Source organism: Methylosinus sp. H3A, from assembly GCF_015709455.1.
Taxonomy (GTDB): domain Bacteria; phylum Pseudomonadota; class Alphaproteobacteria; order Rhizobiales; family Beijerinckiaceae; genus Methylosinus.
Map to the genome: position 1 here is coordinate 185,224 of NZ_JADNQW010000003.1, position 16,131 is coordinate 201,354.

The window sequence follows — 16,131 nt, forward strand, 5'->3', positions numbered from 1 at the left end:
CTTTGGCCAATCGACACGCGAGGACATCATGTCACGCCGAATCTTTCCCACCCTATCGATCGCCCTCATCGCCCTGGCTTATGTCGCGCCGGCGCTCGCCCAATCCGCCGCGCCGACGACGCCAAACTACGACGTCAGCTGGTCCGCGCTCGATCCCGGTCAGGATTGGGCCGCGGAAGTGATCAAAGCCGTCTTCCCCATCAACGGAAGCAGCTGCAACGGCGGAGCGCAATCCGCGACATGCACCGGCTCGGCCGCCACTGTCATCGGCGAGCTGCTCGGTCGGTTCACCGGCTTCTCCATGGCTCTCGGCATGTTCTACGTGTGCTATCTGACCATCTGGAATATCTATCGCACGGCCGAGACCAGCAATCTGCTCACCAACTCGATGACCTCGATGTTCGTCGTGAGGATTGGCTTCGCCGCCATCATGATGTTTCCGATAACGTCCGGCTTCTCGATCGGCCAGGCCGCCGTCGTCCAAACTTCCATGTGGGGCATCGGTATGGCGGGATCGCTCTTCAAATTCGCGATCAAGGCCATGGGGCCGGATGCGATGGTCATCGCCACGCCGATCATCCCCGGCACGAAGAATATCGTGCTCGGCGTCCTGGAGAACGAGCTCTGCCGAGCCTTCGTCAACGAGGCGACCGCCAATCCGCAAATCGCGCCGGCCCCGACGCCGACGCTCGTTTCCGGCTCGACCACCTGGGCCTATTCATTGTCCCCCGGCAATCAGACGGGCTCGCCGAGCTGCGGCACGATCACGGTCAACCAGCCCTCCGGCGCGCAGCAGCCGATCGCCGGCGTCAACACGGACATGACGGCCAAGCAGAAAGAAATTCTGCAGAACGTCATAACATCGGATATTCGTCCCGTCGCCGAGAGCGTCGCGAAAAGTTATTGGCAGACGAAGCAGACCTCGGCGCTCACCCCACTGCTCGCCGCCTATCAGAACGCGACCCGAGATTACACGCAGCAGCTCACCTCCGCGGCCAGCGACATTCAGAAGCAGCTCCAGAACGCCATCAAGCCGCAAGACGCGCGCGCTGGGAAGCTCGGTCTCATCAACAATACGACGACCGATTTGTCGACGCTCGGATGGGCTTCGGCCGGGTCCTATTATCTGACCTTCGCCCAATTGAACGGGCGCACGCTGTCGCTGCTCAACGACCTACCGATCGTCAATGGTCCGAGCTACAGCGGCTGGAGCACTGCGCTCAAGACCGATCTCGCCCCGCTCATCCAAGCCAGCGACAACTTCCTCGCGCAGTTGCGCACCTATGTGAACACCGCCGACGGCGCCAATCCTCCGACCGGCAACGCCGACACATTCGGCAACGCTGCCGCTCGCGAAGGCGGCTCGTGGATCGAGCGGGTTTTTCGTTCGATCAATCTCAACGAGCCTCTCTTGAACTATATCGCGAACAGCATCTCACCGACGTCGAACCAATGGTCTGATCCGTTCGGCTCGCTCATCACGCTCGGTCAATATCTCATGACCGCGGCGCTGACTGCCTACGGGCTCGCGATCGCGGCGTCGTCCGGGACCGTCCAGACGGGAGCGGCCGCCTTCTCTTTGCTCACCGGCAATTTCGCAGGCGCGCTCGCCGCCGCCGGACTCGCCACGGTATCCGATGTCTTTAAGGCGCTGTTGACGCCCTTGTTCTTCGGTCTCCTGGCGCTTCTCATTCCCGGGATCATGATCGCCTATGTCCTCCCGATGATCCCCTGGGTGATGTGGATCGCCGGCGTGACCGGCTATCTGATCCTGGTGATCGAGGCGGTCATTGCAGTGCCGCTCATGATGGTCGCGCATATGACGTTCGAAGGCGAGGGCCTGCATGGCCGCGCCATCCAGGTCTATGAGCTGCTCTTCAACGTGCTGTTCCGGCCGGTCCTCATGCTCCTCGGGCTCTTCGCAGGCTATTTCGTGTTCTCGTCGGTCTCCTGGCTCATTCGTATAAGCTTCGGAGTCGCCGTGCATTTCGTTCTCGAAAAGGGCTGGTTCGTCACCAATCTGATCGGGCTCGTCGTCCTGCTGGCGATTTTCGTCTTGCTGCATATCGTCGTCGCGATCAAAGCCTTCGGACTGATCTCGCTCATACCGCATCATGTGCCCAAGATGCTGGGCTTCTCGCCCGCGAACCGTGTCGACATGGACGAGTTCAGCAAGGCGGCCGCATGGACAGGCACCGAGGGAACGATCAAAACGATCAACAGATACGCGAGAAATCAGTTGTCTGACTCGTCGGGACAAAGTGGCGGAAACGGTGTAGGGTCCTCTTCGACCCGAGCGTTATCCTCTCCGCGGAAGGGTATCACTGGTCCCGCTGACAGCTCGGCGAAAGGCGGTAACGTCGACTCGACCTTGAGCGCACAAACGGACGTCGGAGATCATAATAAGGAGGCCTGAGATGAGTGACGACGACGAACCCGGCTCCGGGAGTGGCCTCCTTTGGTATGCGGCGGGCCGTTCCAGCGGCTATTCGAGTGGTGAAGCCGATGGCCTTGAGGATGGCAAAAGGCGTGGCTTTCGCAATGGCGAACAAGCGGCCCTGCGCAATCTCAACGCCCGGCAGGACGCCGAGTATCGCGCCGGCTGGCGTTCGATCCATATCAACGATTTCAACGCCTGGATGGACCTCCTCAATGAAGAGCGGAGGCGCAACGCTCAGCTCGCCGCGGAAAACGAATCCCTGCGACAGTCTCTGGCCAACTCCGATAGTCATGGCGAAGAGACTTCCAGAAAGCTGTTGAAGACACAGGATTTCAGAAGCGGCATGGAAGAAACGCTTTTGACCCTCCTCAAAGCCTCGGAGCAAGGCAAAGCGGGCCGTCCGGAATATGCGGAGCTCAAGTCGATAATGTACCAGATGTTCGACGCATGGTCGAAAGGCGAGATCCTTTCCCGCCCCGATGCTCTGGGGCCGCGCATCGCCTATCTTTGGAAATCACTCGATGATTGACGCGCCGAGATAGGGCGCCAAATTCGCGCAGCCTCGTCGCATGATCGGCCTCCCGAAAGGAGACCATCATGCGACATCTCTTCCTCCCCTGATTTGCCTCGCCTTCCCGCTCGCGGCGTGTTCCTCGGGAAATGTCCACGCCCCGGCCGATCACGACGCGCCTCGCGCCCCCACCGTCCGGCATCCCTTCTACGACCCCTACGCCGCCTATGGCGAAGCCAACGCCACATGGCGGCCGTCGGTGATCGATAGGAACGGAACCGTGGTCAAGCCGGTGGAACCCTCCACCCAGGCTACGCGGCCCAACTACGAATCAGCGCCTTGGGCGACCGGGGCCGCGGGGGGCTCCCGCAACGCGCCTCCCGGCACGTTCTGATCGAACTCCGCGCGCGATTGTCGGCCGGGCGCGTCGCCCGGGCGAGTTGGCGTCGCTCACAGTTGCAGGCGAAATGGGTCGGGCGATGCGCGGACAAAACCTGCGCATCGCCTGAACCTTTTTCGCCATGCTGGAGATCGTTCAGAAATTGTAGCGCACCGTGCCTTTCTCGGTGCGGTCATCGACGCCGCCGAGAACAGGCGGCGTCGACCCGGAAATGCGCGCGCGATTCAGCTCGGCCAGAATTGCTCGGACGTGGTGAGATATTCCCACGCCGTCGCCAGCCGCCGCGTTCGGAGTTGATAATTTTGCAACGCGCTTTGGAACGCCGTCAGAAACAGAAATAAGCAGAACGGCGCAAACTCCAGAACCGGCGCTATGCTCCAAGACGCCCATGGCGTGATCGCGATCTCGAACAGCCAGTAGGCGAAGAGCGCCCACGCCGCGCCGAAGAAGATATAAGCAGCCAGCGCGCTTTGCCGGCGACGGCGCTGCAAGAGAACCTCGACCTGCCAGACCTTCATTCCGTGCAGAAACGCCGTCGCCTCGAGATCGAAGTGGCGATCTTCATCGACTCTGAACCGCGTGTCGCGTCGCGCTCCACGACGAACCGTTGCGATCAAACCCGACAGCATGCGGCCGCCTTCGGCGACTTCGGGCTTTGGGAATGTGCGTCCCGGAATGGAGCCGATCCACCTCACCCCGCTCCATGCTCGGTTCAGCCGCGAAACCCGTTTCGGCATTTCCGATCGTGTCGGTTTCCATCTATCGCGCCGCATGGCTTTCGCTCCCTATCGATGAGATCACTGCATTCCAATCCTCCGGCAGCCCGTCGATGCGCCCCTCGGAGCCATCCTGCTTGCGCCAGATCACCGTCGGCGTCCCGCGCAGCCCGATCGCCTCGGCGATCGCCATGTTTCGTCGAAGCAGATCTTCCGCTTCGTTCGACGCCGGCCCGTTCAAATCTCCATGCGACCAGGCCGTCGCCATTTGATCGGCGGGCTTGCTCAACATCGCCAAGGCGCTCTTGGTGCTCCGGCCTTCATCCTCATAGTCCAGCACTGACACAGGGATGATCGCGACGAGCACTCTCCCGGCCGCGGCGAAAGGCTGCATCTGCTGCAGGGCGCGGACCGAATACCCGCACAACGGATCGATGAAGACGTAGATCCGCGGCGCGGCTTCGGAGCCGATCGTTCCAAAGGTCGCGCTACGGGCGGCCTCCAATGCCGAGATGGTCTTGTTCCGTCCGGCGCTGCCTACGGCTTCAGTCTCCTTCTCCCCGCCGATCGTCACTGTCGGCGCCACCCCGGTAAAGGAGCAACTTGTTCGCGCGTGATGTTTTTTCCGCTCGCGTCCCACATCACGCCCGGGATCACTCGCTCGCCGTCGGGCGTCGCATAGAACACCTGGAACTGTCGTCCATTGCGCACGAATAGCCCACGCATCCCATGGCTCGCGCCGAGCTCCGTCACGCGCGATTCGTCACGTCCCGCGATCGTCAGCAGCAGATCCGCCGACAAATCGGTCTGTACGCCGGCGACGATCGCCTCGCCGTCCGGCGTGACCTGCAAGATCATGAACTCTTCGCGCTGTCGCGCGACGACTGCGCGCAGACCATGGGTCGAACCCGCGTCGAATAGCTGCGCGCCGCTCCTCGCGAGATGTCTGAGCGCCGGCATCTGCTCGACGAGTTCCTGCGCAAGGGGAGAAAGCTTCGCCGCGCCGAGAGCTATGCCCGTGGCGCTCTTCGGCAATTCGGACGTGGGCGGGCCTCCCGACCCACCCGCGTCATTCTCTGTTCCAGCCAATGATATCCCTGGTTTGGCCAGGGCAAGCGTCGAGGCGAATATCGTGGCGATCGTAAGCGAGTGCGATTTCATGGCGGTCTCCTTTCGACCACCAGACGCTAGGTGACACGCGCGCGAATGCGGGCCTGAAAAATCAGTTCTCTCCGATCGGATGCTTCTTTAATCCCAGGACACGTCGCTCCAGCTCGCGGCTGGTCTCTTGCACCATGATCGCCAACAAACCCGGCTGCCTGTCGCTTAAGTTCGCGTATTCGCGATAGACCGCCGCTTTGCCCAACACTTCGTCCTCGTTTTCCGGGACGGTCGCCACGATCTGCCCAACCAAATGCTCGATATCTCGAATATCATCGGCGCCGCTTCGTTGGTTGTGTAGCTTTCGCCCCTTCGACGCCTGGCTAGAGGCCCTTTGACGAGAGAACTTCATCAACCGGAAGACGGTTTCGTCGCATTCTCGAAGCAGCGCCCCTTGAATGAGGGCTTGCTGCTGACCGTCCTGCAAAGCGGTCGGTTCGTGCGCGGAAATTACAACGCGCGGCTGTCTGCGCCTCGGCAATGATGCGGTCATTTCGCGGCCCCCTGATCGAATGAAATTATATTGCGTGACGCACATTGCGCGTCTGCTTTCAACGTCGCTGCATCGAAATCAATGCGCACGCAAATGGCGGCAGGTGTGAACCCCGCGCGCCGCCTTCGTCACTGGTCTCCCCCGAACATACAGAAAGCCCGCCCCTAAGCAATCCCCCGCAGTTCCCGCATCAAAAGCCGTCACGACAGCAACGCTTACGCTCTAACTTCCTTTCACGACTCATTCCTTTTCGGCGTCCGCCGGCTGAGCGAGTCGAAATTGCGGATCCTGTCGAGTGAGTCATTTCGACGCACCTAAAAATCCCGCATTGGCGTCGCCGCGCCACCTTCTCGCAACATTCGCGCAGAGGCGCGCCAAAATCGATGCGCGTCGATTCGCGACGAGCATCTCCTCCGATGCAAAAAAAAATGGGTCTGATATGGAACGAAAAGCCGAAGTGAGAGAGACGCCGATTATTCGGTCTAAATTACCGCTTACGCTTCAGAAGCGGGCGCGAGTCCGGCGCCTTGTCGATCATAAGGAGCATCCATGACGCCTCCCGCCATGACCCCCGAAAAGATTTTGCGATCACTCACCCGCCGCTATCTTACCGACGGGCGCTTACCGAAAGGCGCGCTCAAAGAAGCTTCGCGCAGACGCGACGAGATGCTTCCTCTCTTTCTGATCGAGATCGAGAAATATCTTTCTGCATCTCCGAAAGAGCGCGCTGACAACCCCACTCCTGTGCTGCTCATCTTTTTCGTTCTCGGCGACTGGGGCGATAAGAGCGCCTATCGACCGCTCGCCAGCTTGATCCGCTGTCCGGAATTCACCGATTATCCGGGCTTCGAATCCGCGTTCGACGAAATCGGCCACCGTGTCATCGCCGCCGTGTTCGACGGGGATCCCGAACCTCTCTTCGAGGCCGTGCGCGATCCGAAGGCGCATAGAATCGCGCGCCACAATATCCTCATCAACGTGCTTGCGATGCTCGCGTATCAAGAGAAGATCGATCGAGAAGTCGTCGCCAATTTCTTGGTCGACGTCTACGAACAGCTCGACGATCACCCCATCGTCTGGCTCGGTTGGGCGACGCTCGCTGCGCGTCTCGGTCTGTCCGCGCTTCGGCCGCTCGTCCTCCAGGCGATCGCGGAGGAGCGTTTCGACGGATATGAGATCGACGAGTTCGACGGGGATTTGAAGCGCGCGATCGCGCGACCGGGCGCTGAGGATATCAATGAAGATTTCTCGCCGTTCGACGGCGCCTACGAGGAGCTGAAAGCGCTTCTCCCGTAGGGCGTCATTGTCCCACCGCTTACGGGGACGCCAGGCGGGACCTCGGAATGGCGCGCCTGAATCGTTTGCGATCTGCGGCGGCGCATGACGCCTGAGTCACCGGTGACGACGCGAGGATCGCAAACACATCATCAAACAAAGGAGACTGAGCGATAGCGTTCGATTTTCACTGCATTGAATTCGCCGCGTCCGTCGACGACGCATGCGGCCGAACCGCTTTCAAACGAACGATCGGGAGTTTCATCACGCAAAAGAATAGGCCTCCGAAACGTCGCCGCTCCGGAAGCCCTCAGCCGATCCATTAGCAAGATCAGAGGACCACTTCCAACAATCGCTGTCAAGAGTCGGCGCCGTTTCGGCGAGCGGATTTCTTTTGCCTGAACCAGAAAAGGCAAGGGATCGTGCAGACACATTTAACGACGCCGTTCGGGCGGCGGCCGCTGTCGCTCGCCATGGTGGCCACTCAGATTGCAACCAGCGAATTTGCGGGTCAGCCCAGCGCGACAGACGCGGTCGTCCACAAATGGCGGCTGTTTCGCTCCCTCACCGAAGCCAAGAAGATGCTCGGAGTCACCGATCGGGCGCTATCAGTTCTACACGCTCTGTTGACCTTCCACCCGGAGACCGCGCTCGCTCTGGCCAGAAATGCCGGCGCGCCCCTTGTCGTCTTTCCCTCGAACAAGGAGCTCTCCATCCGCGCGCACGGCATGGCGCCATCGACCCTGCGCCGCCATCTCGCCTTCCTCGTCGATGCAGGCCTCGTCATCCGACGTGATTCTCCCAACGGCAAACGCTTCGCGCGACGGCGGCAAGATAAGATCGAAGCGGCCTTCGGCTTCGATCTATCGCCGCTCGTCGCGCGTGCGGCCGAGATCGAGCGCCTCGCAGAGGAGGTTCGAGCCGAGGACAGAGCGATCGCGCTCCTGCGCGAACGGATATCCCTGATGAGACGCGACATCGTCAAAATGATCGTGATCGGCCTGGAGGAGGCCATTTCCGCGGACTGGGAAGGCTTGCACGGACAATATCTGTCGGTCGCCGGACGCTACGCGCGGTCTCTGTCGAGAGCCGATCTCGACGCCCTGGCGGACGAGCTCGCCGTGCTCGCCGAACAAATCGGCACGTTGTTGGAAACGCGCGCTAAAGAAGGAAATATAAGCGCCAATGACGCCTCGAATGAGCGCCACATACAGAATCAAACCACAGACAGTCATGATATTGATTTCGGCCTTCGAGAAGGCAGGCCCCAAAGGCCCGAGCCGGGCGGTTCAGATCCCGGCGCCGCGAGAGCCGAGCGCAGTGATCCCTCCCGCGTCCACGGCCGGGCGGCCGGAGAGAAGCGCGCGGCGCCACGCGCCGACTCGCTCCCAATGACGCTCGCCGCGTGCCCCGATATCGTCGACTACGCCAAGGGCGGCGAGATCGGCAATTGGGCGGAGTTTCGGGCCGCCGCGGCGATCGTCAGACCCGCGCTGGGCATATCACCCGACGCCTGGGCGCACGCGCTGGACGTCCTGGGCGAACGCGACGCGTCGATCGTCGTCGCCGCGATTCTGCAGCGTGGCGATGAAATCAAAAGCGCCGGCGGTTATCTGCGCGTCCTCACAGCCAAGGCCGAGCAAGGCGATTTCTCTGTCGGGCCGGTGCTGATGACGCTGCTCCGGCGCAGAGCGTCAAAATCCGCGGCCTGTCGTGAAGCCAGCGGCTAACCGAAATCATTGCGTGGAAAATTGATTGGGCGGGCGGTGACGCGGCCGAGCGCATTTTGCTCGACTGCGCCGCTACGGTGCTCCCGCGCCGGCGCCTCGAGCTCGTCATCAGTCGTCTGGAGACGCCATCGCCACGACAGCAGGTCAGGGCGATGGCGCGGATCGGAATTCGCGCGGAGCATTCAATGAAAAGTGCTCGGCGGACTGCTACTGACGTTTATACGGAATGGCGTTGCCGATTCCGATCCTCCCGTTCGACATCAATGTCGGCACGCAATCCGATGCTGGTCCGGGCGGGCTCAGCTTCGTATGCCAGGGTCGCAGGACGTCCTTGTGGATCCAGGCCTTTAAGCCCTGACCTCCCCATATGATCTCGACGAAGCCATCGACCTCGTTCATCGGCCATTTTACGAAGGCGGCCACCCCGCTATGTCCAATCAGTTTGGAAGCCTCGGTCGGCGCCGCGAACACCGGAGGAACCGCGCTACGATCAAATCTCCGTTCTTCGGGGATGTAGACTCTGAAGCACTTATAGCCTTCGATCGGCCTCACTGAAGTGAAATCGCCAGCCCCTCCGGTCTGCATCACGAGGAGGCTTACGGTAAAGATCGAGCTAAACAATGGTGTCATGATGCTTTCTCCTTCGCGTAATGCGGCTAATTGAGCACGGTCTGTCCGGCCGCGGGGCCGACGCGGTTGGCGATGGATTGCCGCCAGTCGCCGACCGTGGTTGTCGCAGTGATGCCGTTCGCCGCCATCGCTTGAGGCGACAAGCGGACAATTTCTTCGAGGTTGTCGCTGTTCTTGGCGTCAGCCAAGGTGACGGAGGTCGCCGGTCCGAATTGGTAGTAACCTCGCACGTCGGTGAATGTTGGATCCGGTATGCCGTTCTCTTGGAGATACGTGGCGCCGTTGTATTCGTATTGCGCTGCGCCCCAGGCTTGATTGGCGGGATCGCTTTTGCCGGCGAGGCTCGTGTCGATCCCGGCGTTCGGATTGTCTGCCGCCGCCTCATTGATCGTTTCCGTATAAGTCGCATTGGTCATTTGAAACGCCCCGGAGACTGTGCCAGCGCCCTGGACGTTTTTGCAGCCCGATTCCATGACGCAAGTGGCTGCGAGCGACGCGCAGCTCACCCCGACGGTCGTGGCGGCGTCGCACGCCTGGCCGCCCCAGGATTGCGCGTTCATCGTTTGCAGTGGATCGCAGCCGCTGCAAGCGGTGTAGTCGATGTTGCCGCCGCCTCCGGAATTGTTCTCTCCCCCGGAGCCGACGTCGGTCGAGCCGGTCGGATAGGAGAATTGCGGCGCGCCCTTCTCCGCATACGTCGGATGAACCGTCTGGGGGAGCCCTCTTTCCGTAACCGGAACAGGATCGCCGGCAAAGGCAGGACCGGCGAACGGCAGCAGGAGAGCGACGGCGAGCCTCGTTACGTTTCGGCGACGGGTTTCGCCGCGATAAGTTGGTCGAGTCAAAAATGAGAACATGGGACCTCCTCGTGTCGGAAGACGTCCCGAGCCGAACATGGAGGTGCGCGTATCTGAATCGAAACTTCCCTACTGCGCGTCGGTCTTGCCATGCGCGCCGATCTTGCGTGAAATTCCATACTGGGCGGTCGGCGGTGTGACGATAGTGGCGTGATTGCGGCCGCAGCCCGTGAGAGGCGATGCCGCATGCGTTCTCGATCAGAAGGAGCGATTGTCGATTGCGCGGCTGCGTCGTTTGGTCCCCGGTGTTTTTTCGCCATTCACGAAGACGGAGTCTCATGATCGAATCGACAAAACACGAAGCGATCGCCCAATCGCAGGGGGCGATCGACCGGGAAGCACGGGTGCGCTCTCATGCCGAAGTGCGCGCTCTTCTCGACGAATTGATCGACGCCTTCCCCGCCTGTTTCAAGCGACATGGCGAGAAGCGCCAGCCGCCGCTTGCCGCCGGAGTGGAGGCGGACATCCTCCTCCGCCGGCCTGGCTTCGATCCCGAACGGCTGAAGCGAGCTCTGCAGGTCTACACCGCCGGCCCGGAATATTACCGCAGCGTGATCGCCGGACTTCCGCGCGTCGATCTCGATGGCGTCGCGCGAACGGTCGTCACGTCCGACGAAATCCAGCAGGCCGAGAAGCTTCTCGCCGAGTTCGAGAGCAAAGCGCGGTCGCGTAAAGTGGCGGCGAGCGAAGGTCATGCCGTGCTCGCCGCGCTCGTGGTGAGTTTTCCCGCCTGCTTCAAACCGCGTGACGCCCGCGGTCGACCGGCTGTCGCGATCGGCATTCACGCCGAGATCCTCGAGCGCCGTCCGGATCTCGACCTGGCGAGGGTGCGTAAAGCTCTATGGCTCTATGTGACCTCCCTCGATTATTTGCGCGGGATGACAGCCGGGGCGCCACGCGTCAATCTGGAGGGTATGGTGACGCAGACGGTCACCGAAAGCGAAGCAACCAACGCCAAGCACCGTCTCGCCTTTCTCCGCGATCGGATGAAGGCTGCGCGAGTGGCGGCACAGGAAAAGGCGCGGCGCGAGAATGGCGCTCCCCGCGTCGACGCCTCTGCGCAGTCGAAAGCCACGGTCGCCGGCCCCCTCTAATCGACCGAAGTCGGCGTCTGATCGTCCTCGAAAATCCGCCGCCACGCATACTCGCCCCGCGACAATTCGAAGCGGCGTCTCGTGACCCCGTCAGGAGAAGAGCCAGTCGGGAATGGCCGAACCGGAGTGAACACAGGGATAGGAGCGCCGCGGTTGGGGACGGGATCACGTGCTCCCTGCTGCTGGGAGTCCGTATAAGCGCAAAGCCGGATCTGACGTCGGAGCTCGAGACAGCCGCCTGCGTAGTCGCTGGGGAAACATGCCTAAGGGGAAGAAAAAGCGACCGCGCTGCGAAAGGGTTCGATCCGTTTCTGCGTGAAGCGCTGGGGCAGAGGTCCATTGCGTGGGATCTATGGGGGCGAGGTCCCGTTGAAGCATGTCGAAGGCAACGCGCTCGGTGAGCCCGGACAGCTCCGCGGCGTCGATGTCGCTCGATTTCCCTGCGACGCGTCGACAATCCGAGCCATCGGAGCCTCCGGGCGACATCCGATCTCTTTCGGCTCGATCCGGTTAAATCGTCGGCAATCCGAGACGGGCATCTAGATCTGCTCTCGCCAGGGTTCGGATCGATGGACTCGACTCGGAACGAGCGCGGTTCTATCAATGCGATTATCGAAATTGCCGGAAATCGTCGCAACCGAACGGTCGTAATACTTCATCCCGAGACGTGTCTCTCGTGGTCGTCGACGATCGCCATTTCGGTCGAAGGAATCGCGGATGAAAAGATTGCGGTGGCCGAGATGAGCACTCCGATTCCTCGTCTGTCCGATAAGGCGACCGAACAGGCTCTCGCTGCGCTCGACAGGGGCGACACACGCGATGCCCTCGACAAGCTCACAAAGGCGATAACGTTCGACGCCTGTAACGCTTACGCATACGCGACGCGCGGCTTCCTCCACTTCGACCTCGGCGATCGCGATCGCGGGTTCGCCGATCTGGCCAGCGCCATCGAGGCGGCGCCCGAAAACGCTGCTTGGTATGCCTTTCGAGCCATTCTCTATCGGCGCATAGACGATCTGCCTCGCGCCATAGCCGACCTCGACAAGGTGTTGGAAATCGACCCTGACGACAAGGTAGCGGTTCTCGAACGCGGGACGTGTTTGCACTGGCTGAACAAGCGGGACGCCGCCATCGCCGATTTCACGAGGGCGCTCACGCTCGACCCCGGTTCCGACGAAGCTTATTATATGCGCGGGCGCACTTGGTTCCAAAAAGCCCGATATCCCGACGCTATAGCCGATTTCACCGAGTGTCTTCGAATCGCCCCGACGCGTGTCGACGCTTATGTCGCGCGCGGCGAGACTTTTGTGAGCCGTGCGAACCGACCGAACAACAAGCCAGCGAAAAGGCTCCTCTATTTGAACAGCGCCATTGCCGACCTCGATCGCGCCATCTCGCTCGCCCCGAGGAATTCCGACGCCTATAGGTGGCGCGCCCGCGCTCATCGCTCGGTCGAACGCTTCGACGCTTCCATCGCCGATTTTACCAAGTCGCTGAGTCTATGCTCCGAAGCGGAGACCCAGGATCTCTATGTCGATCGCGCCGAGACCTATTACGCCAGATGGATGCAATCGCGAAGAGAGGAAGACTTCGACCTCGCCATAGCCGATTTGAGCGTCGCGGTCGCGCGCGATCACGATTGCGGTTATTGGCACGATCTGCTCGTCGGGTATCATATGGATCGGGGATGCTTGCGTTACGGAGCCTCGCAATATCACGCAGCGATCGCCGATTTCAGCAAAGCGATCGAGCTCGGCGGAAACGCCGATCCCCATTTGGTGGCCCAAAGCTTCGTGCGGCGGGGCGGCGCTTATTTATCGGCGGGTCTCCTTGGTCTTGCCATCGCCGACTTCACCGAGGCTCTCGCGCGCGAACCTGGCGATGTAGAGGCCCGTCGCCACCGCGGCCGGGCATGGCGCGCCAAAGGCGATCACATCAGAGCCATTGCCGATTTCACGGCGGTCATCGAGCAGCGTCCTGCCGATCTCGACGCCTATCGTTTGCGGGCTCTGGCCCGGTGGGCGATCGGAGAGCGCGACGCGGCCGCCCTAGACCTGGCCGAAGGCATCAATGTTGCGGATCGAGCACCTTTCGAGACGGATCGAAAGAGACGCGACATCGCCCAGGCCCATGTGCTCATGTTTGCGGGGAGGACGGACGAGGCGCGGCAGCTCTATTTGAAGTGGCGCGGCGAACTGGGCAGTGAGGATATCGGAAGTCTCGTCTTCTTGGCGCCGACGTGGGAGCAGACAATTCGCGAGGAGTTCAACGAATTCTGTGAGGTGGGGATCCATCATCCGTTGATGGATGAAATCGCGGCCATTTTCCTCGGTCCAGCGAGCTGACCCAGTTCAGCGGCGCTGTGGAGGATGCTCTGATGATCGTCGCGAATGCAGGCGAATAGGACGAGGGAGACCTCGCATTGCGAAAATCGGTCGTGGGGTGCCGCGCACGGTCGGCGTCTAGGCTCTTCGGCTCAGGAAGTTCCGAGCCGTTTTGCGGTCAACAGGTCTTTCATCGACTCGAACCGATCCTCCCATCTCTCATTCTCACGGGCGTTCTCGAAAAACTCGCAGTCTTCGCCTTCCATTTTGATCCCAGCGCGCTCTGCGCGCTCTCGCTCGATGCGCATTAAATGGTCGTGCAACACGCGCGGATCAAAGGTCCGCCGATCGGCCGCTACGGGCCTCATCGCAGCTCAATCGGAGCCATGACAATGGCAAGGATGCGCCATAAGCGGACCTTCTGCGCCAAGAGGGTGTGCGGCTCGGGCATGGGGCGTCATCCTCTTCGTTCACTCGCCAGGGTGATGCGGGGGCGGCACCTGAGCGCTTAAAAAAATCAAATGCGTCAGCCGGGACATGACTGGCTTTCGAAGCAGGATGGCGCTACCGACAAGACATGATAGCCAATAATCGCATCGTCCTCTCCAGCGACCACGCCACCATTCAGCTCCGACAGGCCATTGCCGGTCATATCGCGGAGCATGGCTGGGAGGTGGTCGATATCTGACCGACAACGCCGGAGAGCACACACTTTCCTAAGCACGGGGAAGCGGCAGCGCGACTGGTCGCCTCGGGCGATTGCCGGTTTGGCATCATCCTGTGTGCCACAGGCCAGGGCATCATGATGGCGGCGAACAAGGTAAAGGGCATCCGTTGCGGCGTCTGCGCCGACACATTCTCAGTTCGCATGATCCGCCAACACAACGACGCCAACATGCTTTCGATTGGCGCGCGCGTGGTGGGCGAAGGGCTGGCTCTCGATATCGTGGACGCGTTCCTGACCGTCGACTTCGAAGGCGGGCGGCATGCCACACGGGTGGAGATGATTGGGGCGCTGGAGGGATAGCGCCTTTCTCTACTTCTCTCTTGGAAGAATTTGGCTGAATTCAAGAGTTTCGAATATCATTGTACGTATATGAAACATATAGATAACATTGCATTTTTGTGCCGTTTTGCACGGCACAGCGGCGATGCCGCTGTGTTGGAACGCCGAAAGGCTCCGCTTGGTGCTCAGCCGCTGGTCCCGACCGCGTTCATGAACTAACATTCGGCTTGACCACTCCATGATTGGCTGGCCAGTTAAAGAACGTGGCTTTGGACAGGCTTTTGACGCGAGAGTTCAACCGATGGCAATCCAGAGCTCAGTGTCATATTGGATTAAGATGGCCGGCGCGGGGTGCGGGGTAGCTGCAGCAATTATTGCCGGAGTTGCTGCTGTGCTTGGGAATATGAAGGAAATCGTAGAGTCAGCAGAAAAGTTTATAACATTGTTTCAAAAGCCGTCTGTGCAGACAGAGCTATCAATCCGGGACGTTAGAGCAGTATTCGTCTATCAAGACACAGATGTATTTTTTCGTCCGAAGCAAAATATAAATGTAGAAATAGAGGCTGTTGTAACTCATTCTGGTCCCGAAAAATGCAAAGCAGAACTTGGAATTGAAACTAAAAACGGGCAGGTTGTAAAGTATTACGGGAGCATGGATAAGATTGTAGGCCGTGAATGGAAGATAACAAATATTATAGATATTGGAGATGGCAGCTCAGAAATCCCATGTGCATTTCATATATCTGTTCCTCAAGAGCTGTTTGCTAAAACGGCCACGTTCCGTCTTCTGTGTGATAAGAGCGTGACGCCGTATGTCAATATAGCTCTACCGAATCCTGAGCCGCCACCATACTGAAGAAGGCGGTGATTGGGGGTTTTTCAGGAGATATAGCGATAGAGCGTCGCCTTGGAAACTCCGAAGCGCGCGGCGACTTCCTTGGAGGTCAAGGAGCCGTCCGCGAGTAGAGCCTTTGCCGCCACCGTGTCCTTTTCCGTCAGGCGGCGAGGCCGACCGCCTTTTCTGCCTTTGCGCTTCGCCTCGGCGAGTCCGGCGGCTGTGCGTTCGCGGATCAGGGCACCCTCGAATTCGGCTATCGCGCCGAGCATGTGAAAGACCAGCATCCCGCCCGACGACGACGTGTCGATTGCATCCGTCAGGGAGACGAGGCCGATCCCCCTGCCCTTCAGGTTTTCGGCGGTTTCGATAAGCTGCTTCAGAGAGCGAGCCAGCCGGTCGAGTTTCCAGATGACGAGCGCGTGTCGCCCTCGCGCAGCATGTCGCGCAGGAGGCGCGTCAGTTCCGGCCTGTCGGCGCGTGCGCCGGAGGCCTTTTCGACGACGACGCGCTCGCATCCCGCCTCACGCAGCTTTTCAAGCTGGAGTTCGAGATTTTGATCGAGCGTCGATACTCTGGCGTAGCCGATCCGCATGGTTTGGTTTAGTCTCATTACCGGTCGAGAGGCTGGCAGAATGAGACGCAGGTTTCAAGACTAG

Annotated in this window: 14 protein-coding genes and 2 pseudogenes; 8 read left to right on the top strand and 8 right to left on the bottom strand. The window is 60.4% G+C overall.

Annotation, left to right across the window (positions count from 1 at the left end; all coding sequences use genetic code 11):
- Positions 1-28: 28 nt before the first annotated feature.
- Complete coding sequence (locus IY145_RS01750; protein ID WP_196406657.1) at positions 29-2,416, top strand: DotA/TraY family protein; 2,388 nt, start codon at positions 29-31, stop codon at positions 2,414-2,416.
- 1 nt (position 2,417) lies between these two features.
- Positions 2,418-2,969 (top strand): hypothetical protein, encoded by a 552-nt coding sequence (locus tag IY145_RS01755; RefSeq protein WP_196406658.1) that lies wholly within the window; start codon positions 2,418-2,420, stop codon positions 2,967-2,969.
- 606 nt (positions 2,970-3,575) lie between these two features.
- On the opposite strand, the gene IY145_RS01760 is transcribed toward IY145_RS01755, so the two are convergent.
- The 4 genes from IY145_RS01760 to IY145_RS01770 form a co-directional block, all read right to left on the bottom strand.
- Positions 3,576-4,088, bottom strand: coding sequence for a hypothetical protein (locus IY145_RS01760; RefSeq protein ID WP_196406659.1), 513 nt, complete (start codon positions 4,086-4,088; stop codon positions 3,576-3,578).
- A 22-nt stretch (positions 4,089-4,110) separates the two neighbouring features.
- A complete protein-coding gene (locus tag IY145_RS25225) occupies positions 4,111-4,641 on the bottom strand; it encodes a hypothetical protein (RefSeq protein WP_210332587.1) in 531 nt (176 codons plus the stop codon).
- A complete protein-coding gene (locus IY145_RS25230; protein ID WP_210332588.1) occupies positions 4,638-5,228 on the bottom strand; it encodes a hypothetical protein in 591 nt (196 codons plus the stop codon). The genes IY145_RS25225 and IY145_RS25230 overlap by 4 nt, the downstream gene beginning before the upstream one ends.
- Before the next feature lie 61 nt (positions 5,229-5,289).
- On the bottom strand, positions 5,290-5,721 hold the full coding sequence (locus IY145_RS01770) for a hypothetical protein (RefSeq protein WP_196406660.1): 432 nt from the start codon (positions 5,719-5,721) through the stop codon (positions 5,290-5,292).
- Positions 5,722-6,285: 564 nt separating this feature from the next.
- Between IY145_RS01770 and IY145_RS01775 the strand changes: the two genes are divergently transcribed.
- Positions 6,286-7,017 (top strand): DUF1186 domain-containing protein, encoded by a 732-nt coding sequence (locus IY145_RS01775; protein WP_246721703.1) that lies wholly within the window; start codon positions 6,286-6,288, stop codon positions 7,015-7,017.
- 131 nt (positions 7,018-7,148) lie between these two features.
- On the opposite strand, the gene IY145_RS01780 is transcribed toward IY145_RS01775, so the two are convergent.
- Positions 7,149-7,430, bottom strand: coding sequence for a hypothetical protein (locus IY145_RS01780; protein WP_196406662.1), 282 nt, complete (start codon positions 7,428-7,430; stop codon positions 7,149-7,151).
- Here IY145_RS01780 and repC point away from each other — a divergent pair.
- Entirely contained in the window at positions 7,419-8,726 is a 1,308-nt protein-coding gene (gene repC / locus IY145_RS01785) for a plasmid replication protein RepC (RefSeq protein ID WP_196406663.1), read from the top strand. The genes IY145_RS01780 and repC overlap by 12 nt on opposite strands.
- 207 nt (positions 8,727-8,933) lie before the next feature.
- Here repC and IY145_RS01790 read toward each other — a convergent pair whose 3' ends face one another.
- Together IY145_RS01790 and IY145_RS01795 are read right to left on the bottom strand one after the other, a co-directional pair.
- Positions 8,934-9,356, bottom strand: coding sequence for a hypothetical protein (locus IY145_RS01790; protein ID WP_196406664.1), 423 nt, complete (start codon positions 9,354-9,356; stop codon positions 8,934-8,936).
- A 26-nt stretch (positions 9,357-9,382) separates the two neighbouring features.
- Positions 9,383-10,213: a hypothetical protein gene (locus IY145_RS01795; RefSeq protein ID WP_196406665.1), complete on the bottom strand. Its 831-nt coding sequence runs from the start codon at positions 10,211-10,213 to the stop codon at positions 9,383-9,385.
- Positions 10,214-10,491: 278 nt separating this feature from the next.
- On the opposite strand from IY145_RS01795, the gene IY145_RS01800 reads away from it, so the two are divergent.
- The 4 genes and pseudogenes from IY145_RS01800 (at position 10,492) to IY145_RS01815 (ending at position 15,493) form a co-directional block, all read left to right on the top strand.
- Entirely contained in the window at positions 10,492-11,307 is an 816-nt protein-coding gene (locus IY145_RS01800; RefSeq protein ID WP_196406666.1) for a ProQ/FINO family protein, read from the top strand.
- A gap of 569 nt (positions 11,308-11,876) precedes the next feature.
- On the top strand, positions 11,877-13,652 hold the full coding sequence (locus IY145_RS01805; RefSeq protein WP_196406667.1) for a tetratricopeptide repeat protein: 1,776 nt from the start codon (positions 11,877-11,879) through the stop codon (positions 13,650-13,652).
- Positions 13,653-14,208: 556 nt separating this feature from the next.
- A pseudogene (gene rpiB, locus IY145_RS25490) lies at positions 14,209-14,658 on the top strand (ribose 5-phosphate isomerase B).
- A gap of 217 nt (positions 14,659-14,875) precedes the next feature.
- Positions 14,876-15,493 (top strand): hypothetical protein, encoded by a 618-nt coding sequence (locus IY145_RS01815; RefSeq protein ID WP_196406668.1) that lies wholly within the window; start codon positions 14,876-14,878, stop codon positions 15,491-15,493.
- A gap of 23 nt (positions 15,494-15,516) precedes the next feature.
- Here IY145_RS01815 and IY145_RS01820 read toward each other — a convergent pair.
- Positions 15,517-16,067, bottom strand: a pseudogene (locus IY145_RS01820) (recombinase family protein).
- Positions 16,068-16,131 lie beyond the last annotated feature (64 nt).